At 46.4% G+C, this 19,428-nt stretch carries 21 protein-coding genes, 1 tRNA gene and 1 pseudogene; 12 read left to right on the plus strand and 11 right to left on the minus strand.

Annotated elements, in window-relative coordinates; all coding sequences use genetic code 11:
• The first annotated feature begins 15 nt into the window (after nucleotides 1-15).
• The gene (locus GC130_RS00085; protein ID WP_151996211.1) at nucleotides 16-1,188 is read left to right on the plus strand and encodes an AIR synthase related protein; all 1,173 of its coding nucleotides are present in this window, start codon (nucleotides 16-18) and stop codon (nucleotides 1,186-1,188) included.
• Here GC130_RS00085 and GC130_RS00090 read toward each other — a convergent pair.
• From GC130_RS00090 to era, 6 genes are all read right to left on the minus strand, one after another.
• Nucleotides 1,185-2,195 (minus strand): 1-acyl-sn-glycerol-3-phosphate acyltransferase, encoded by a 1,011-nt coding sequence (locus GC130_RS00090; RefSeq protein ID WP_151996212.1) that lies wholly within the window; start codon nucleotides 2,193-2,195, stop codon nucleotides 1,185-1,187. The genes GC130_RS00085 and GC130_RS00090 overlap by 4 nt on opposite strands.
• Before the next feature lie 15 nt (nucleotides 2,196-2,210).
• Nucleotides 2,211-3,104, minus strand: coding sequence for a bile acid:sodium symporter family protein (locus GC130_RS00095; RefSeq protein ID WP_151996213.1), 894 nt, complete (start codon nucleotides 3,102-3,104; stop codon nucleotides 2,211-2,213).
• 90 nt (nucleotides 3,105-3,194) lie between these two features.
• On the minus strand, nucleotides 3,195-3,971 hold the full coding sequence (locus GC130_RS00100) for a phage tail protein (RefSeq protein WP_151996214.1): 777 nt from the start codon (nucleotides 3,969-3,971) through the stop codon (nucleotides 3,195-3,197).
• 47 nt (nucleotides 3,972-4,018) lie between these two features.
• A complete protein-coding gene (locus tag GC130_RS00105; RefSeq protein WP_151996215.1) occupies nucleotides 4,019-4,852 on the minus strand; it encodes a tail fiber protein in 834 nt (277 codons plus the stop codon).
• Between the two features lie 2 nt (nucleotides 4,853-4,854).
• Nucleotides 4,855-5,685 (minus strand): hypothetical protein, encoded by an 831-nt coding sequence (locus tag GC130_RS00110; RefSeq protein ID WP_151996216.1) that lies wholly within the window; start codon nucleotides 5,683-5,685, stop codon nucleotides 4,855-4,857.
• 203 nt (nucleotides 5,686-5,888) lie between these two features.
• The gene (gene era, locus GC130_RS00115; protein ID WP_151996217.1) at nucleotides 5,889-6,803 is read right to left on the minus strand and encodes a GTPase Era; all 915 of its coding nucleotides are present in this window, start codon (nucleotides 6,801-6,803) and stop codon (nucleotides 5,889-5,891) included.
• A 77-nt stretch (nucleotides 6,804-6,880) separates the two neighbouring features.
• Between era and GC130_RS00120 the strand changes: the two genes are divergently transcribed.
• The 7 genes from GC130_RS00120 (at nucleotide 6,881) to GC130_RS00150 (ending at nucleotide 11,538) form a co-directional block, all read left to right on the plus strand.
• Nucleotides 6,881-6,953, plus strand: a tRNA-Met gene (locus GC130_RS00120).
• 173 nt (nucleotides 6,954-7,126) lie between these two features.
• Entirely contained in the window at nucleotides 7,127-8,437 is a 1,311-nt protein-coding gene (gene der / locus GC130_RS00125) for a ribosome biogenesis GTPase Der (protein WP_151996218.1), read from the plus strand.
• A 14-nt stretch (nucleotides 8,438-8,451) separates the two neighbouring features.
• Complete coding sequence (locus GC130_RS00130; RefSeq protein ID WP_151996219.1) at nucleotides 8,452-8,805, plus strand: hypothetical protein; 354 nt, start codon at nucleotides 8,452-8,454, stop codon at nucleotides 8,803-8,805.
• Nucleotides 8,806-8,811: 6 nt separating this feature from the next.
• Entirely contained in the window at nucleotides 8,812-9,414 is a 603-nt protein-coding gene (locus tag GC130_RS00135; protein ID WP_151996220.1) for a transcription elongation protein SprT, read from the plus strand.
• Between the two features lie 208 nt (nucleotides 9,415-9,622).
• On the plus strand, nucleotides 9,623-10,348 hold the full coding sequence (locus tag GC130_RS00140) for a hypothetical protein (protein WP_151996221.1): 726 nt from the start codon (nucleotides 9,623-9,625) through the stop codon (nucleotides 10,346-10,348).
• A gap of 10 nt (nucleotides 10,349-10,358) precedes the next feature.
• Nucleotides 10,359-11,066, plus strand: coding sequence for a hypothetical protein (locus GC130_RS00145; RefSeq protein ID WP_151996222.1), 708 nt, complete (start codon nucleotides 10,359-10,361; stop codon nucleotides 11,064-11,066).
• Entirely contained in the window at nucleotides 11,050-11,538 is a 489-nt protein-coding gene (locus tag GC130_RS00150; protein WP_151996223.1) for a hypothetical protein, read from the plus strand. Before GC130_RS00145 ends, GC130_RS00150 begins: the two co-directional genes overlap by 17 nt.
• Nucleotides 11,539-11,545: 7 nt before the next feature.
• On the opposite strand, the gene GC130_RS00155 is transcribed toward GC130_RS00150, so the two are convergent.
• The 4 genes from GC130_RS00155 to GC130_RS00170 are packed head-to-tail and all read right to left on the minus strand — an operon-like array spanning nucleotide 11,546 to nucleotide 14,043.
• Nucleotides 11,546-12,115 carry a hypothetical protein gene (locus tag GC130_RS00155; protein ID WP_151996224.1) on the minus strand — a complete coding sequence of 190 codons (570 nt, stop codon included), beginning with the start codon at nucleotides 12,113-12,115 and terminating at the stop codon, nucleotides 11,546-11,548.
• Nucleotides 12,108-12,917 (minus strand): N-acetylmuramic acid 6-phosphate etherase, encoded by an 810-nt coding sequence (murQ, locus tag GC130_RS00160; RefSeq protein ID WP_151996225.1) that lies wholly within the window; start codon nucleotides 12,915-12,917, stop codon nucleotides 12,108-12,110. The genes GC130_RS00155 and murQ overlap by 8 nt, the downstream gene beginning before the upstream one ends.
• Entirely contained in the window at nucleotides 12,914-13,777 is an 864-nt protein-coding gene (locus tag GC130_RS00165) for a BadF/BadG/BcrA/BcrD ATPase family protein (RefSeq protein WP_151996226.1), read from the minus strand. The genes murQ and GC130_RS00165 overlap by 4 nt, the downstream gene beginning before the upstream one ends.
• The gene (locus GC130_RS00170; RefSeq protein ID WP_151996227.1) at nucleotides 13,774-14,043 is read right to left on the minus strand and encodes a cytochrome b5 domain-containing protein; all 270 of its coding nucleotides are present in this window, start codon (nucleotides 14,041-14,043) and stop codon (nucleotides 13,774-13,776) included. Before GC130_RS00170 ends, GC130_RS00165 begins: the two co-directional genes overlap by 4 nt.
• Nucleotides 14,044-14,319: 276 nt before the next feature.
• Between GC130_RS00170 and GC130_RS00175 the strand changes: the two genes are divergently transcribed.
• Nucleotides 14,320-15,579: a dipeptidase gene (locus GC130_RS00175; RefSeq protein WP_151996228.1), complete on the plus strand. Its 1,260-nt coding sequence runs from the start codon at nucleotides 14,320-14,322 to the stop codon at nucleotides 15,577-15,579.
• 13 nt (nucleotides 15,580-15,592) lie between these two features.
• Here GC130_RS00175 and GC130_RS00180 read toward each other — a convergent pair whose 3' ends face one another.
• Nucleotides 15,593-16,363 (minus strand): thioredoxin family protein, encoded by a 771-nt coding sequence (locus GC130_RS00180; RefSeq protein ID WP_193217717.1) that lies wholly within the window; start codon nucleotides 16,361-16,363, stop codon nucleotides 15,593-15,595.
• Nucleotides 16,364-16,490: 127 nt separating this feature from the next.
• On the opposite strand from GC130_RS00180, the gene GC130_RS00185 reads away from it, so the two are divergent.
• The 3 genes and pseudogenes from GC130_RS00185 to GC130_RS00190 all read left to right on the plus strand — a co-directional run bounded on the left by GC130_RS00185 (nucleotide 16,491) and on the right by GC130_RS00190 (nucleotide 19,424).
• A complete protein-coding gene (locus GC130_RS00185) occupies nucleotides 16,491-16,823 on the plus strand; it encodes a PadR family transcriptional regulator (protein WP_151996230.1) in 333 nt (110 codons plus the stop codon).
• 3 nt (nucleotides 16,824-16,826) lie between these two features.
• Nucleotides 16,827-17,012 (plus strand): annotated as a pseudogene (locus GC130_RS29185) (permease prefix domain 2-containing transporter); the annotation flags it as partial.
• Between the two features lie 45 nt (nucleotides 17,013-17,057).
• Nucleotides 17,058-19,424: an ABC transporter permease gene (locus GC130_RS00190; RefSeq protein WP_201568620.1), complete on the plus strand. Its 2,367-nt coding sequence runs from the start codon at nucleotides 17,058-17,060 to the stop codon at nucleotides 19,422-19,424.
• The last annotated feature ends 4 nt before the right edge of the window (nucleotides 19,425-19,428 follow it).

Here is a 19,428-nt window from a genome sequence, read left to right on the forward strand (position 1 = left end):
GCTTATTTTTGTCGGATGAACGAGCGCTACCTGCAAAGAGGTGTGTCGGCCGACAAGGAAGACGTGCACCAGGCAATTTCGAAACTTGACAAAGGTCTTTTCCCCAAAGCATTTTGCAAGATTGTGCCCGACATGCTGGGCAATGACGCTGAATGGTGCAATATTATGCATGCTGATGGTGCCGGCACCAAGTCATCGCTAGCCTACCTGTATTGGAAAGAAACGGGCGACCTGAGTGTTTGGAAGGGTATTGCCCAGGATGCTGTCATAATGAATACCGATGACCTGCTCTGCGTGGGTGCCACCGACAACATTCTACTTTCCTCTACCATTGGACGTAATAAGCACAAAGTGCCGGGAGAGGTCATCTCAGCCATTATCAACGGGACGGAGGAAGTTCTGCAGCTATTGAGAGACCACGGTGTGAATATAGCATTGACGGGCGGCGAGACTGCCGACGTCGGCGACCTGGTTAGAACGATTATAGTCGACAGCACAGTGATTGCCAGAATGAAGCGCTCGGACGTTATCACAACAGACGGAATAAAGCCGGGCAATGTGATTGTCGGACTGGCGTCCTATGGCCGGGCTACGTACGAAACCAGTTACAATGGAGGTATGGGCAGCAACGGATTAACCTCTGCACGTCACGATGTTTTTGAAAAGGCTTATGCGGACAAATATCCGGAAAGTTATGATGCCGCTGTTGCAAGAGATTTGGTATACTCCGGAAAATACAAGCTAACCGACAGGGTAGCAGGCGTGCCGTTAGATATGGGGAAGTTGGTATTGTCGCCCACAAGGACATACGCACCGGTGATGATGGAGGTTTTTAAACACCACCGGGCAGCGATTGATGGAATCGTCCATTGCAGTGGCGGAGCACAAACCAAAGTACTCCACTTTATCACTGAGAACCATGTTGTGAAAAACAACATGTTTGAGGTTCCGCCTTTATTCAGGATCATTCAGGAAGAAAGTGGTACAGATTGGAAGGAGATGTACAAAGTCTTCAATATGGGGCATCGTATGGAAATATACACCGACACTGACTCAGCAGAGAAGATGATTCAAATTGCTAACAGTTTCGGAGTTGATGCGAAAATCATAGGTCAGGTGAAGGCCTCAGCCAGCCCGCTTGTGACGATTTCCAGTGCACATGGCACTTTTGAATACAGTAAAGCTTAGCTTTTTACTTTCAGGGATAGAATCATAAAAACAACTAATCCCGTTCCCAGCCACCAACTACCAGAAAGGGCTACAGCGGCGGTGAATACAATCAGGTAATATATTGGGAAGAAGACCATGCCCATTCCGAACTTTACGGCGCCGAGAAACTTGTTGTCTTTGATTTTACTTTTCAAGAAACGGGAAAGGAGTGCGAGCACGGGCCAGTGTAAAGCACGAGCCAGTGGGTTAATTTTTCTTTTCTTTGGTTTGGGTGCAGGTCTTGAGTCGACGTCTATGTTTCTGAAAAATTCAGGCGACGTTAAATCTACCCCCGAAAGCCCAGCTTCTTCGAACCAAAAATTTTCATTGGCACTGCTGCCAATCTGGATGATCTCCTGCTCCATACCGTCACTCACCGCTTTGGTAAGCGACAGCAGTCCTTTTTGTTCGCTCTCTTCATAATCTTTCTTGAAATCGAGCACTTTGATCGGTTTGCCGAAACGCATCTGAAACGCCGTATTGAAATTCCAGTAGTGCTCGTAGTTCAGTCCCACCGGCACAATATAAATTTCCTTTTCAAAGTTAGACTCCTGTGCTGACTGGAATGCAATACGAGCCATCCCCTTCTTGAGCGGCCTAAGGTTGTGTGCGCAGATCTGATCCCCTTCCGGAAACAGTAGGAGACATCCATTATTTCTCAGTAGCAGACTACAGTTTTTAAATACTTCTTCATTTTTACCGAGCGTATCCTTGCCGTCTCGCTGCCTATAGACAGGCCACATATGAAAACCAAAAAGAATTTTTTGTATCAGCCCTTTCTTGAACACGTCGGAGCGGGTGAGAAAATGAAGCGACCTGGGCTGAAAACAGGCGGGGAGAATGGCATCCAAAAATGAGTTCTGATGATTAGGGGCAAGGATGACAGGTGCATTCCTTGGTAAATTTTCGAGACCGGAAACCTTGAAATGGCCGTAAAAAAACCATAGAGCGACCCTAACAATTGGCCGAAAAATGAAATAGATCATGTATAACGTTAAAGTTTAGTTGGAACGGGACCACAGGTAACTGACGGTCATCCCGGATACCATGTGCCAGATGCCCCACCAGGCGGCAATCAGCGCCATGCCTCCCAAGCCGTCAAAAAAAGTAAATATGAGCAAAAGTCCCAAGCCCGAGTTTTGAATTCCTGTTTCAATAGCAATCGTACGACGATCAGTGGAAGTCAAACCGGAAAATCTGGCCAGGGCATAGCCTCCACCCAGGGCAAGCGCATTGTGGATCAATACCAGAATGACGACCAGGTAAATATGGTTGTAAAATATTTCGTAGTTGGCGGTAAGGGCTCCAACAACGAATAGCGCAAAGATCCCCAGCGAAACCTTGCGAAATACATTGCCATATTTCAGGCACCATTCCGGGGCTTTGTGCTTTGCTGTCATGCCTACGATAAGTGGCACGCCAAGTATGATGAATACGGCCGTAAAAACATCTAAAACAGAAAGATCCACTTTTGTAAGCAACCTGGCGGTAGGCTCATATTGGCTGGCCCAGAATGATAGATTGATAGGGGTGAAAAGAATAGCACCTACAGTTGAAAATGCGGTGAGGGTGACGGATAGTGCCACATTGCCTTTGGCCATGAAAGAGAAAAAATTCGAGACATTACCACCAGGACAGGCCGCTACCATGATCATACCCAGAGCAATACTTGGGGCCGGTTCCCACGCCAGTATGAGAAGAAAAGTCAGAAGAGGAAGGACGAGGAACTGTGAGATGATACCTACAACCGCCGCTTTCGGGTATTGTGCGATTTTTTTAAAATCTCCCACCGAAAGCTCAATAGCCACGCTGAACATGATGAAGGCCAGCAGCAAGTTAAGACCCCAGGCAGATCCCTGACTAAAATTAAGATGCACACTATCGATCGCTTCCATGTATTTTTAATGCAAGGCGAAAGATAGGAAGAAAAATGTTTGTTCGGCTGCTGAGTTAAATGCAGCTTCTTTTTCGACCGCCGGTTTATGCTAGTTTACACGCATAATAAAGGCTAGCACAAGGTAAGGTGGCCGGTTGTCGTATTGCTGACCTCCCCCAGTAGCGCCAGCAGATGCTCCAACACCGATTGAGGAGACAGAAAATGTGCCGGTAAATGAGGAAGAACTTGTCGTGACTGTGTTAGTAGTACTCGGTGAGCCGCCCGGCCCCACCATGCTTTTGCTAGTGTTCGGGATAATAGAGCGGTATTCTGTGACAGAATAGGGATGGTCATGAGATAACGCAGCTGCATGGGTATGACCAGGGTCGTTTACCCCATGCGAATGGTTAGGCAGCATGGCCTCGTTAATCGTTATATGGTCAAACCCGCCACCCGGGCCCTTGGAGGGATAGTCTGAACCACCTGGGTTCAGGCCCACAATAAACTTGCCCCTTAAATCTGGCGTGCCATGTTGACCATCGCAGAGATACCAGCCAGATGGAAGTGCGTTTGGGTTGCCACTCCACATCACGATGCTTTTGACAGGAAGAAAACCCAATGAATTCCAAACACCATTGGTGCTATTGTATACACTTATGTTATTTCCGATAGAGTCGTAGTACATCATTCCTGCTTCGGCCGCTAACGGGTGGCTTCTATGGTTGGTGCCGTCGTTGTTTCCGGCAGCGTAGTTGGGCAATAGCACACCTTTGTTTTTTTCCTGGACGTCAATGACTACGACTGCATCATCGATACCTGTCGGCGTCGCCCCCGTGCCTATGAAAAGGAAATCTGGATTTTGTGCTTTGGTACAAAAACTTATCATAAGGAAGGCAATAATCATTAACCAACAATATGGCTTAGTTGTCTCTTTCATAGCTTCATTATAAAGGCTAATACATAATACGGCGGTCTATTGTCGATGGCCTGACTTGAGCCGGTGTCCCCCACGGAAATTCCCGTCGCTGAACTGCTAACGTTTACCGTGGTTCCCACCCTCGAGGTTGACTTGGGGTTGTCTACCGGGAGATAGTGAAACCCGGCAACAGGTGCAGTGCTTGCGCCTGCGATAACGCCCGTGCTCTTTTCGGCATCGCTGACGGAGAAATCATGGTCGTGAGAACTGGCGGAAAAACCTACAGTGTGCCTATGATCCGATGAAATGCTGTGCGAATGCGAAGGCATTTCAGCTACCGTGAGTGCATGAAAGGCCCCACCTGCTGTGACGGGATTCAGTGTGGCATAGTCTCCGGCGTTAGAATAGCCAGCTACAAATTGGCTCCTTAGGTTGGGCGTTGGGATGCCACCTGATGTTACAGCCCCCTGCAGATTATAGGTGTTTCCGTCGCAGAGCACCCAGCCATCCGGCAAGCTTGAGACATCTCCTCCCCACATGATAACGGTGCCCGAAGGTACCGGAGCAATGTCAGTCCAGATTCCTGCATTCGAGTATGCAAGAAACCCAGAGGACTTGTTATATACCAGCAGGCCATCAGTGGGCGTAGGGATTGGTTTGGGGTCACTGCTTAAGTCAACCCGTGGAATGAGCACTCCTTTATTAATACTGGATACCCTTTCCCCGACTTGAAAAGCCGCCGACGGCTTTGGGTTGGTAGTCCCTATGGCTGCGCCTTGTCGGCCAAAGGCGTATTGCGTAAATGGCACTGTAATTGCAAAAAGTAAAACAATCTTAGCTGGAAACTTCATAACTATAATTTCATGATGTAAACAAGAACATAGAAAGGTGGGCGATTGTCGAACGCAGCACCCGACCCATTGTTTTGCAATGAAATGTTTGAACTAGCGGGATCCATTGATGCGGTGAAGGAGCCGTTGCCAGTAGTGACGTCATAGTCAACAGTAGTACCACCGTCTCTATAGGCGATGGTGGAGAGATGATCGTCGGCCCGACCGAAAGTTGCTCCAAAGCTACTGGAGCTGTAGCTGATAGTGTGCGTATGACTTGTGTTTGCAGGCAGTGTGACGGTATGGTTGTGACCTGGGTCAGTAATGGTGTGAGTGTGGCTTGGCAAGTTATCTACCCCAAGTGCTACTGATGCTTGTCCCCCTGGTGCTTTAATGGCCGCATAGTCTCCTGACCCTGAGTAGCCAACCACGAACTTCTCTTTCAGGTTCGGTCTTCCATTTTGTCCATCGCAAAGGGCCCAGCCAGCCATGTGCCCCGTTCCCAAACCAGTGCCAAGGTTAAAGGAAGCAGAGATGTTGGTTGAGTACCACATCGTAATTGTTCCCGCTGGAACCGGCTTCATTGCCTCCCAGCCGCTGCGGCCGTTATAGTAGTAATAGCAGTGTTGTTCGATGTCAAATACAATCAATCCATTGGCGGGGCTGGGTATTGCAGCCCGCTGTCCGGAAGTAAGCCGGGGAAGTAAAATGCCCTTGTCTGACCCAATATTCAAAAGCGCATTGTCGGAGCTCAAGGCGTTCCCTATGTTAACTTCCTGCCCGTAGAACGTTTGTGGAAAAAAATATGTAAATATTATAATACCCGATATGAGGCTATTTTTTCTGGATAGCATTGGTTATTCCTGTTTGAGCAAGTGCTTAAAATAGGAATAATTTATAAAATGGAAAAGCTGATAGTTTTATTATGTTGGATAAGGGCAATCTTTTTCTGTTTGTTGGTAGGAGAGAAAGATTTTTGGGAATCTATTTTTGGTGAATTATGACTGACTTTCCATAGCTCAAAAGCATGCGGTAGAAGTCGTTTTTTGGCCGGGATTCAATCCACATAGCCAAACCTTTTCAATTTGAGCTTATTTTGCCGCCAGTCTTTTTCAACCCTCACATAGGTTTCGAGGTGAACCTGCTTGCCGAAGAATGCTTCCATGTCCTTCCTAGCCTCTATACCAACTTTTTTCAGTGCCAACCCCCCATGACCAATAATGATCGCCCTTTGCGTAGCTCGCTCAACAAAAATCTCGGCCATTACACGGATAATTTTTTCTTCCTCCTTAAATGAAGCAATAATTACTTCGCAGCTATAGGGCACTTCCTTTTTGTAGTTCAGGAATATTTTCTCTCGGATGATTTCCGAGGCAAAAAACCGCTCGGTGCGGTCTGTCATTTCATCGTCAGGGAAATACGGTGGGTGGACAGGCAGTTTTTCTAATATCTGGTCGAACAGTGGCTCCAGGTTGGTCTTGTCGAGGGCGGAGATGCAGAGAATAGGGATATCACCCGAAAACTCTTTGAAGTAGGTTACTTTGTCCTCCAGCTGGCTACCTTTGGACTTGTCGATTTTGTTGATCACAAAAAGGGCCGGTACACCACTCTTCCTCAGCAGCTCCAGAATTTCTACGTTGTCTCCATCCATTTTGTCGCCAAGCTCGACAACAAAAAGGATCATATCGGCATCTTCCAGCGACTGGTACACAAAACGCATCATTGCCTCCTGCAATTCATACTGAGGCTTCATTACCCCGGGTGTGTCGGAGTACACTATCTGAAAATCTTTACCTGTCAGAATGCCAAAAATGCGGTGGCGGGTAGTTTGGGCTTTGGCAGTGATGATGGAGAGGCGCTCGCCAATGAGGGCGTTCATCAGGGTAGATTTGCCCACGTTGGGTTTGCCGATGATGGACACAAATCCCGAGCGGAACTCTTTTGATGGCGGTTCAGTAGATTTTTTTGACATTCTTTTGAATTATTCTATAAAGGTACTTGTTTTTGCTTAAAAGCTGCCTTACATTTGTAGCCCTTTAACAAACATATCGCGGGGTGGAGCAGTTGGTAGCTCGTCGGGCTCATAACCCGAAGGCCACAGGTTCGAGTCCTGTCCCCGCTACTAACAAGGCCTCAGCGCACGCTGAGGCCTTTTTGTTATGCGTTGTTATAGAAGTGAAAAAGCCGGAGGAGCTTTTTTGAATTATTATGACGAATTTTACCAATAATATTTGTTTTCAGCGGAGCCGTCGTGGCTGATTTCCTCATTCATTATTACTAATCTTTTACTTTCCAGTGGCAAATATCGTAGCAATTGTAGGCAGGCCCAATGTGGGCAAATCCACTTTCTTCAACAGACTGATTGAGAAGAAGAAGGCCATTATGGACAACGAACCCGGCGTGACCAGGGATCGCCACTATGGCTACGCCGAGTGGATTGGTAAATATTTTACGGTGATTGATACCGGCGGGTATGTTGTTGGCTCCGACGACATTTTCGAATCAGCCATCCGGGAACAGGTAGTGGAAGCGCTCGAAGAAGCATCGGTTATCCTGTTCATGGTTGACTGCGGTGAGGGCGTTACACCATGGGACAGAGACTTTGCCAACGTAGTGAGAAGTGTGAACAAGCCCGTGCTGCTGGTGGCTAACAAAGCCGATAACACTGAACGAATTTTTGCTGCGAATGAGTTTTACGAGCTGGGACTGGGAGAACACATGTTCCCGATTTCTTCCAATAGCGGTTCAGGCACCGGCGAGTTGCTGGATGAAGTGGTAAAGCATTTTGAGGAAGATGGCGACGAAGATCCAGGCAAGGACATTCCTCGCATCGCCATTCTGGGAAGGCCCAATGTAGGCAAATCTTCGTTCCTCAATATGTTGGTTGGCAAGGATCGCACCATCGTAACCAACGTGGCGGGCACCACCCGTGACGCTATCGACACACGGTATACCCTTTTTAACAAGGATTTTATTCTGACAGATACCGCTGGTATTCGCAAGAAAGCCAAGGTGAAGGAAGACATTGAATTCTTCTCTGTGTTGCGATCCATTCAGGCCCTTCAGGACAGCGACGTGAGTATTGTCATGATCGATGCAACACTTGGTCTGGAAGCGCAGGACATGAGCATTATCAACCTGGCCCACAAGTACAAAAAGGGCATCATGATCATGGTGAACAAGTGGGATCTGGTGGAGAAGGACGAGAAAACCGCCGACAAGTTTACCAAAGCCATGATAGAAAAGCTTGGTGACATGGCGTATGTGCCCATCATATTCACGTCTGTAGTAACCAAGAAGAGAATTTTTCAGGCGATTGAGCTGGCCATGGAAATCCACGAGAACCGAATAAAAAAGGTTCCAACCTCCAAGCTGAACGATATTATGTTAAAGGAGATAGAAAAATTTCCTCCTCCGTCTGTCAAAAGCAAAATTATCAACATCAAATACATCACGCAGCTTCCGACAAAGACGCCCTCTTTTGCCTTTTTCTGTAGCAACCCGCAGTACATCAAAGAATCCTATCAGCGGTATTTGATTAATAAGCTGCGTGGCCACTTTGGCTTTACCGGCTCACCCATCACGTTGTTTTTCAGACAGAAATAGGGTATTTTTATTCTATGAAGAAGTTGTTAGCAATACTTTTCGTCGCTTTCACGATCAGCTCGTGCAGCGACCGACGTGACGATAATCGGTTCAGTATAACTGTAGAAGCCAGCACCGACGAAATTGAGGATATCATCAACGAAGCCCTCAACGACGTGGAGAAATCGCTCGACGATGCCATGGATGATGTGGAGGAGATCAGGATCGATCTGGAGGATGGGCTCGACGATATCGTGATTAAAGTAGACGTGTCAGACAGAGATGTGCGAAAAATAAGAGAGCAAATCAGGAAAGAGCTTCGCAACATCCATCGTGATTTAAAGGATGTGAAAATCACCATTGAAAGAGACGTAGAAGACTTACCTTAAGCCCGCTTGCAATCACAGTTTGCAGTTTTCGAAAAATACCTGCCGCCAAAGGCTTCCCGATATTGCTTTGACCTTTGGGTGAAGCATGGCTTTACACTGAAGGTGGTTAAAGGCCGCTCCACCAAGCTGGGTGACTTCCGGTTCAACAAAGGCAAGAAGCCCATTATTACGGTCAATCAAGACCTCAATCCCTACGCATTTACAGTAACCTACCTGCACGAGGTAGCTCACCTGCAGGCTTTTGAAAAGTATGGCCGACGAATAGCCCCTCATGGCACCGAATGGAAAAACACTTTTAAGGAAGTGCTGTTTCCTATGGTGGAAGCGGGAGCATTTCCTGATGAGCTGGGACTGAAACTGCGCCGCCACCTGGCCAACCCCAAAGCCGCTTCCTGCTCCGACCCCGCCCTGATGATGGCCCTTTCCAAATACGATGTGCACAAAAGCGGCATATTGCTGGCAGAGCTTGTCATTGGAGAAGAGTTTTTGCTGGAGTCCCGTCATTTCAAAAAAGAAGGGAAGAAACGCACCCGCTCTATTTGCCTGGAAATGAAGACAGGTAGAAAGTACTTGATTTCCGAGGTGGCGAGGGTGGAGAGAGTGAACTAGCAAAATGACAATATTTCGAAAGACGAAAGTCATTGTTTGTAATTGATTGAAAGCTCTAAAGTTTATCGAGTATTGATTACTTTATAAGCGACATTTCAAATTTTATAAATGAAATTTGATCGGAATAAAGAATGGATGAGGGGTTCTCACATCAATTTTTATTTACCACTGTTTTTTTAAGTGGATTTTGTGCTAAATTTATTTTTCTATGGAGCGATTTAATCTTACATATCAGGCGTCTATTTTTGTTAACGTCTCCGAAATAACACCCAAGCCCGATGTGCTTACATACTTTATTGGAGCCTTTGCCGATAAAGAGTTAATACCCGCGACTTTTCAAGAGATTGGCCCGGCAGGAATTTTGGAAAGGTTCAATTTAAATGATTCGAAAGGAATATGGAGTGTTGGGTTTAGTTCAAATAGAATTGACATCATTAAATCGAATCCAAATTTGGGTGTTACTGAGATTGGAAGTATCGAAGAGTTTCGAGATGAGGTAAAAAAGATTGCGGGCATTATTTTTACTAAATACCCAAGGAATGCAAATCGACTTGCGTTTGTTACAACTCATATAGTGAATAAATTAAGTCAGCACGAATTCACGGTGATTTTTAACAACCTGTTTAAGCCAATGCCGACATACAAAAATAATGATCGAACAGAATGGGGCTCAAGAATGGTTTCTAGAATAAATCGAGAGTTCAATAGTCGTATTGAGGTTCATAATGTGATCACTGAGATCAACAGAATTAAAGGCAGTTTAAATATTGAGTCCTCGATACGGAATATTGAACGCCTGCAGATAAAACTGGACATTAACACATTTCAGGATAATACGGATTTTCGATTTGAGCAGCCAGATATAGAAGCATTCTATGATGAAGTTGTAAAGTGGGAGCAGAGCTTAAGAGATGAGTTGGAGTATTTGTTCTAAATGAATAGTTATGATAGAGACTAAATCAATAGAGACAGGTGTATCTAAAGCGATAGATATCGAAGATGTCCTCAATGTCAAAAAAATTGGGTTTAGGGATTTTAACGTTGACATTGATGCCGAGACGAATTCAGATGACGCAACTCCAAATAGGAGGAAACTACTTCTAGATCGGAAAAAGACCTATGAAGATAGCTCAGTCGCATTAGCCCTTTTTTTTGGAGATGAATACGCAATTGACGTTTCAAGTTCCTCTGAAAATAAAATCAATCTAGAAAGGCAGGAAGTTCTGAAGTCGAAATTTACAAAAGATCTTTCAAAGTGCCTTGAGGAGGAAGAGTTCGAATTTGGTTACAAATCAAAAAGTGAATCAATTATCAAAAAACAATTTGAAATTAATGCACTTGTCACAAAAAATTGGCTTAATGAAATATTCATAGAGAATTTCCAGAATGAAAAAATCTTGATCGGATTGTTAAGAATACTTGGAAGATTTAGTGAAGAAATAATATTTCCCCAGGGCCAGACTATGGCCTTAGCGGCATTGATGCATAAAAATGATGAAATTAAGGAGCTTGGTATAAGAGCGTTTGAAAACTGGAATAGTCAAACCAGCCTTCAGGTTCTAAAGAACATCGAGGTTGAAGTCAAATGGCTTAAGGATTATTTGAGCCAAGTAATAAAGGACTTAGAAAAAGAGTATGTCTCTGTTAATTAGAAAAATTAATAGAGCTAAGTGGCCTGCAGAAGATGTTGATTATCAATCAGATGTGTCAGCAGATGCGATAACTAATTGCCTTAAAACAACCAGAAATACTCTGTCTGTCTGGCAAATAGATACTGAAGATGACCTCGAAAAGGCCGTTCTCGCAATTGCATCTAATTTACAGCATTTGGAAACTATTGATGTTGTTATTCTGGAAGAGAAGCATTTAAGCAACTACAATATTAAAATTGTAGCAACACCAGGCAAGACACCATTGGAGGAGCTGGTTCATAGTCACAGAGATTTAGAGGAACTGACTTTCATGAAATTAGGCACAATTAAGGATCATATTGTGGAGAGGATACAAATGGATAAGTTCAAAAGGTTCACACGAACCGCCTTAAAACAGCTTATCGAAGATGCTATTAATACTGGTAAGTTGAAACTTGAGGACTTAAACCCATCGATTAGAGAGAAAATTTAGTTAATATTCACCCCCCAAGCCTCCTCTGAATCTGCTGCTCCACTAATTGATAGAAGATTTTCGGCGTCAACGTTCTCCAGTTGTCGATCTGTAGCGTGCCGCCGAAATTCACATAAGAATCGATATTGAAGTTCTTCATTTCATCGAGCACAAAATCCCGAAAGCCAACCATGGCAATCCAGCCATCCTCTACTTCCTCAAACCACTCTTCGTAGTAGGAGTCGTCGGAACCATGGAAGTTGAGCACATTCTCACCTATGAGGATGAATTTGTTGATGTCGTACCGCTCAAAGTGCTCAACGATATTTCTTTTGAGATGCATAATGTCGTTGTGGAGAGCATCGTTCCATTCGCCAATGAACTCGAAGACTACATAGCCTTCGTCGTACTCGGCGTAGAGGATTTTCATGTACAGCGTTTCGGATCCTATATAGTCCCAGCCAGGGGCCAGGTAGTAGCCGTATACAGTTTCGGAGTAAACGTCGTAGTTGTATTCTTTCCCTTCAAAAGGGGAGTTGGGATCCGTGGAAGGGTCGTAGTAAGTAAGCCACCGGTAAAAGGGCTCTAGCTCATGCATGCGTTGGATAATTGTCTACAGCACCTCGCACTGAGCCATATTTCTGCAGGAGCTCCGCAGCCAGCGGTTCTTCGATTTTCAGCTCATCCATCACCATGCGCACGCCCCGTTGCACCAGCTTCTCATTGCTCAGCTGCATGTCCACCATTTTATTGCCTTTCACGTGGCCCAGCTGTATCATCACCGTAGTGCTGATCATGTTGAGCACCAGCTTTTGCGCTGTGCCCGACTTCATGCGGGTGCTGCCTGTTACAAATTCTGGCCCTACTACCGCTTCGATCGGGTATTCTACAGCCTCTGCCAGCTTAGTGCCTGAGTTGCAGGTGATGCAACCTGTGAGCAGTCCTTTTTTTCTGGCTTCAGACACTCCGCCAATGACATAAGGTGTTCTTCCGGATGCCGCAACTCCTATAAGTGTGTCTTTTGATGTTGGCTTGTATGTCCCAAGATCTTTCCATGCCTGGTTCGGGTCGTCTTCGGCATGCTCGACCGATTTTCTGATGGCTTTGTCGCCGCCGGCCATAATACCCACTACGATATTAGGCGAAACGCCATAGGTTGGCGGGCATTCGGAGGCGTCCACAATCGCCAGCCTGCCGCTGGTGCCAGCACCAATGTAAAACAGTCTGCCACCATCTTTCATCCGGGGCACAATCTGAGAGATCAGGGCCTCAATTTGTGGCAATGCTTTCTGAACAGCCAAAGGAACTGTTTGGTCTTCCTTGTTGATGTTGGTCAACAGCTCCAGAACAGACATTTGTTCCAGGTGATTATAATATGAACTGCTTTCGGTGGTGCTCATACTTTGCTCGTTCCAAAGGTTTTTTCCTGATGATACAGCGTGAGGCCTGCTATTGGGCCCTCAATGATGTTTTTGACTGTGATACCCTGATCGCTTGCTACCTGGCGGAGAATATTGCCATAGTAAAATGCTACTGAACCAGTAAAGTGCACGGGAAGTTTATCGTGGTCTTTGTACGACATGATGATCTCAGTGAAGAATTCTGTGAAAGAATCGTAGATCAGCTTGTACACATAGGGTTCCTTGATATGATGCATAAGAAACTTCATGAAGCTGGCCAGGAACCGGGAGGGGTACTTCTTTTTATATACGTTTTCCAACAGGTCTTCTTCTGTCAATGCAAATCTTTTGTTGAAAGCCTCCTGCAATGAAGAAGGTAGTCTGTTTCTTACAGCTGCGATGAGTAACTTTTTTCCCATGTTGGCGCCGCTGCCCTCATCGCCCAGCACATAGCCGAGTGAGGGTACTTGAGCAGCGATTTTCTCACCATCGTAAAAACACGAATTAGAGCCCGTGCCCAAGATGCAGGCAATGCCTGGCTCATTACCACAAAGTGCCCGTGCGGCAGCCAATAGATCGTTGTTTACTTCAATAGATGCTTCAGGGAAAAAAGGTCTGAGGACTTCAGCTACTTTTTTGTTTTTTTCTGCACTTCCACAGCCAGCACCATAAAAGGCCAACTCCGTTATTTTGTGTGCTCCCACCACTTGAAGCACGTGTTCTTGCACGCCCTTACGAAGGTCTTCATCTTCCTGAACGTAGGGATTGTAACCCTCAGAGCTGGCTTGCTTGATTTGGCCATCTTCCGTTATCAAACGCCATTCTATTTTTGTTGCCCCACTGTCTGCAATTAGAATCATTGTGTTTGGGTGTTTTCATGCCCGGACAAGCGCCCAATGCATTTGAATTTATCAAAAACTGAATCAGTGTGTGGCGCATCGGGTAATTCACCGGTAAGATCCTGCCCCGCCCAGTGTTCGTAGTGTAGTCCGGTTCGCCAAAGCCTGGAAAGGCTCACATCGTAAATGAACCCCTTGTAGGCAATCCAAACCTCCTCTCTGTCCTGTCCGTTGCGAAGCGCCAGCTGATTGGCTGTAAATATCGGCAATAAATTTGAATTATCCATATTGTGTGCGCACACAATTCAATTTTAGGCTGTTTTTGATTTTTTCAGCTTCATGGCCCAACTACAGATTTTGACGTAAGGCTCCACTTTCAGGCAAGTTAATTAATTCGAAGTACCGCATTCACTTCGGTTTAAATATTATACTATTATTAATCATTTTCTCATTTTGTTAGATGAAACAGCGAATTAAGTGCTGTTTTACTTCGTTCTCTACAACAAACTATTGGTTTCTTTGTCATTTGCACTTAATTTCATGGCGTAACTAAACCCAAAACAATGAAAAAACTAGTCTACTGCCTTTTAATTGCTGTATTAGCGGCCTGCAGTACTCCAAAGGAAGAAAAGAAGGATGTTTCGGCCATGTCGGACGACGAGCTGAGGGCTTACGCAGACACGCTTGCTCATAAATACATACTGACTGATGGCCACGTTGATTTGCCCTATCGAATGAAGGTAGCAGGCTTCATCCTGAAAAAGGAAATTATGGACGTGTCAGTTCGCACGCCGGAGGGCAACTTCGATTATGTGCGGGCAAAGGAGGGTGGCCTGGATGCGCCAATGATGTCGATTTATATTCCGTCGAGCTACGGTGTGACACAGGAAGCCAAAGACTTGGCCGATTCGCTCATAGGTATGGTGGAGAAGCTGACAACTACCTATCCCGACAAGTTTGCGTTGGCCAAGACGCCAGCAGCAATTGAAGAGAATTTTAAAGCTGGTTTGATATCGCTGCCCATGGGAATGGAAAACGGTGCTCCCTTAATGGAGGACCTGGCCAACGTGGCGTACTTCGCTGAAAGAGGGATCAACTATATCACGCTCACACACGGCAAAGACAACCAGATTTGCGACTCCAGCTACGACACCACTTACACCTGGAACGGCCTGAGCCCATTTGGCGAGGAGGTTGTGAAAGAAATGAACAAGCAGGGCATCATGGTGGACATATCGCATGTGTCCGACAGCACATTTTATGATGTGATGGCACTGACTGACGTGCCTGCTATCGCATCTCACTCATCATGCCGATATTTCACACCAGGTTTTGAGCGCAATATGTCGGATGAAATGATCAAGATGTTGGGCGAGAATGGGGGTGTGATCCAAATCAACTTCGGGTCGAGCTTCCTTTCCGGTGAAGTGAGGGAACAAAGCGAAAAGGTGCGGGAGCACATGACCAACTGGTTGGCTGAAAACGGATTGAGCTACAGAGACTCTACTGCGCAGGCCTATATGAAGCAATATGTGGTTGACTCAGCCATCAATCTGTTCGCTACGGTAGGTGTGGTAGCTGACCACATTGACCATGTGGTGGAGATAGCTGGTATTGACCACGTCGGTTTGGGCTCCGACTACGACGGCGTGGGTGACTCGCTGCCAACTGGCCTTAAAGACGTTTCTGAGTTTCCTAACCTGATTTACGAACTTTTGAAGCGGGGCTACACTGAAGAGGATATTGCCAAGATTTGTTACCAGAACGTGTTCAGGGTTTGGAACACAGTGCTTGATAAATCTAAAGAACTGAAGGGTGCCTGACCCTCACAAAAAATTACAGGATGACCTGGCAAGCAGCGATGATGGCCAGGTCATTTTTATTTTGGAGGTAAATAATTACGGAACTGTCTTCGGTCTCAAATTCTTTTGGCAGGTAAAGTGAAACTTCTCCAGCCGTCTGTGCTGCTACTGCATGAAACCCCACAACTACATTTTTGTGGGTCAGCGTTCGTCCTTTGTTCTCTCCCCTCGGCACATGGTTTTCTGCCTCCTTTTTCACCAGGGCGAAATTGATCAATGTCTGGTTAGGTGCTTTGTCCAGGACATATTTCACCAGGAGCTCTTCGCCGTTGTCAACAACAGAGACTTTTAGCGAATAACTGGCCGGTTTGGCCAAAGCATTTTTGATGGCGCTATCCGCTTCCTTCCGGGAGGAGCCCACAAATTCAGCTTTTCCATTGACCACCATTTGGGGGGTGTAGGCATTGCCAGCCTTTAGTCTGTTGACATAGTTGCCTTGTCGAACGTTGTACGTGGAGCTGGCGTACGGGTCTTTCCAGCCAAGGTAGTCCCAGTAACTTACGTGAAAAGACAAACCGAAGACGGGCTCGCCCTTAGCGGAGGCTTCCTCGATAATTGAGTTAAGAAGCTGATCCGCAGCCGGACAACTCGAGCAGCCTTGCGAGGTGAACAGCTCAATGACGGCAAAACCTCCACTGCCGGAGGTGAACAATGGGGTGTCTTTTTCAACGAAAGGCTTCGAGCTTAGAAAAGCTGTAAGTCCCACTGCTAGCACAACGCCTATAGCAATTGCCCACTTTTTCATGATGTAAAGGTACAGAGCAGAGGCCTCGCATGCTGTAAGGTGGCTGACAATCAGCAAAAGAAGTCTTATAACCTCTTCAATTAGGAATTTAATATGATAACCTCTACATTTCGGAAAAATATAAATCATGAAGAAAACACAGCTGGGGGAATTTGAGGAAATTGTGCTGCTGACTATTGCTGTATTGCATAATGACGCTTATGGTGTGTCAATAAAAAACGAGCTGGAGAGCAGGCTGGGTTATGGCACCAGCGTAGGTGCGCTGCAAACAGCGCTAAAGAGGCTGGAAGAGAAAGGCTATCTCGACTCAGCATGGGGCGAAACCTCCAACGTGCGTGGAGGCAAGCGGAAGAAGTATTACAAAATTACGGCCTCTGCCCAAAGAGCTTTACAGGAGATCAAAGACATCCGTGCCCAGCTGTGGTCTGACATACCATCGATGGTTTTAAAATATATGTAGCCCATGAGATCGCCTCAATTTGTTCCACCTCGCCTTCCGATGCGATTTTTCAGGGCAATCTGTAAAGCAGATTTTCTAGAAGAGATTGAAGGGGATTTGTTGGAAATCTATGAGCAAAAGGCACAGGAGAATTCTCCTTCGAAACTCAGGTGGCTCTTTATTTGGGAGATCACCCGACTCATCCGACCGAAACTTTTAAAGTCATTTATTCCCTCATCAGTAAATCCATTTTTTATGTTTCAGGATCATTTCAAGGTAAGCTACCGCAATCTGCGTCGGCAAAAGGGCTACACGCTGATCAACCTTCTGGGCCTTTCGCTCGGAATTGCCTCTGCCATTCTGCTATTCCTTGTTGTCAGCTACGAAAAATCGTTCGATGGTTTCCATCCCAACAGTGCCCGCATTTACAAAATCGGTGAGATGGAAAACGGCGGGGAGCCTGATTACCTCACCAAAACGCCCCTGGCCCCTAAACTCAAGGCCGACCTGCCCGAGGTGGTGGCCGCAACCCGGTTTGCAGGGTGGGACAGTCCGTGGCTCGAAGCTGAGCATGGGCGAATTCAGGAGACAATCAAGTTTGTGGACGAAGATTTTGCCGATATGTTTGGCTTCGCAGTGCTGGAGGGTGACCTGAAGCAAACGCTGGCGACCAAAGGCCAGATGGTCATTGCAGAAAAAAAGGCCAGGGAGCTCTTCGGCGATGACAGTGCGGTGGGAAAACAGGTGAAAGAAGTACTTGGCGACAAAACATGGATAGTGGGCGCCGTATTGCAAGACATCCCAACTCATTCGACCATCCAGTTCAGCATCCTGTCGGGTTGGAGCAATATTCCCGACTACCTCGCCGACCCCGAGCTGGCCAACTGGTACAACACCTTTATGACCGCATATGTGATGTTGGACGAGTATGCGACTCCACAGCAGCTTGCCGATAAGCTTGATCAGATCGTTGCCGACAATTTTTTGCCAGCTGGCAATGCTACCAGCATTCATTTGCTCCCACTAAAAAGCTCCAGGGCAGTGGAGGCCAACAACGATATGGTCATCAACCTGCTGGGCATAGTTGCAATCATCATTCTTGCCATTGCATCGGTGAACTACGTGAACCTGGCCTCTGCACAAGCGCTTGTGAGAATCAAGGAAGTAACGATACGGAAGGTGCTTGGCTCTTCCAAAAGGCAGCTTGTTTCTCAGTTTTTGGCAGAAGCTTTCATAGTGAACTTTCTGGCTACCCTGGCAGCCTGGTTGATGCTGTTTTTTGCCATTCCTTACATGGAAGAAATATTCTCTATTGCCTTTACCTATACGTCGGGCGGCTGGGCAGTCATGGTTGGCGCAACGCTCTTTTTTTCCATGCTTCTTGGTATGGCAAGTGGGCTTTTTCCAGCTCTGCTGATCACCTCCATCAAAGCGACAGATGGGCTCAAGGGAAAGAGTAGCAACAAAGGCACCAATCCTGTTTTCAGGAAATGGCTCCTGACATTTCAGTTCGCTGCTTCCATCTTAATGATCGTAGGCACGGTGGTGATTTGGAAGCAGATCACCTTTATGAAAAACCAGAACCTGAACTTCGACGATAGTCAGGTGTTGGTAGTGCCCCTGTCGGAGCAAGACTTTCCCGATATTGAAAAAGCCATGCAGCGTGTTAAAGTGATGCAAGAAGCGCTTGCGACCGAACCTGGTGTAGAGGTGGTGACCAGGGCCCAAAATGTACCCGGCCGTTACTGGCAAAACTACAATCGTTTTAGCGATAAAGCTGATCCAACGATAGTTCACAGCTTGCGACAGTCGTATGTTGGTGCTGACTATTTTCCTGCCCTGGGCGTCAGCTTCGTCGAAGGCCGCAACTTCGATACAACCCGTGCCGGTGACACCGCTGCAGTCATTATCAACAGAAAGGCTATGCAGGCATTTGGTTGGCAGAATATTGAGGACAAAACACTCTGCGAGGGTGGACAAAACGGATGCACACTCTACAAAGTGATTGGCGTAACGGAAGACTTCCACTATCAATCCCTGGCGGGTGAAGTTCAGCCTCTCATTCACTTTTTGGATAATATGTATGGCAGCCTGATCGTGGTCCGGTTCCAGCCTGGCAAAACATCCTCAGTGCTGGCTCGGGTGGAAAAGGAGTGGAATGGGCTGGAGTCGCTGAGTAGTTTCGATTACTTTTTTCTCGATCAGGAGTTTGCCGGCATGTACAGAGAGCAGGAAAGGATCGGCATCTCAGCAGCCTTCTTTTCTATTCTCGCCATCGTCATTGCTTCGCTGGGCTTGTTCAGTGTGGCGTCGTTTCTTATTCGTCGCAAGCGCAAGGAGATAGGCATAAGGAAGGTGATGGGGGCATCTTTGTCCGAATTGTCTGTGTCGCTGATGAAAGGCTATTTGCTTTTGGTTTTGGTTGCCTTCACCATCTCTACCCCAGCTTCATATTACCTGATGAGCGAATTTTTGCAGGGCTTTGCCTATCACATAGCTTTGGATCCAACAATATTCGTGATTGCAGGCGGGCTCGTTTTGTTGTTAGCCATGATCAGCGTTGGGCTCATTGTTTTAAGGGCGGCGAAAGAGAATCCGGTGCTAGCGCTGAGGGATGAGTAAACTA

It is taken from the genome of Imperialibacter sp. EC-SDR9 (genome assembly GCF_902498805.1).
In the GTDB taxonomy this organism is placed as follows: domain Bacteria; phylum Bacteroidota; class Bacteroidia; order Cytophagales; family Cyclobacteriaceae; genus Imperialibacter.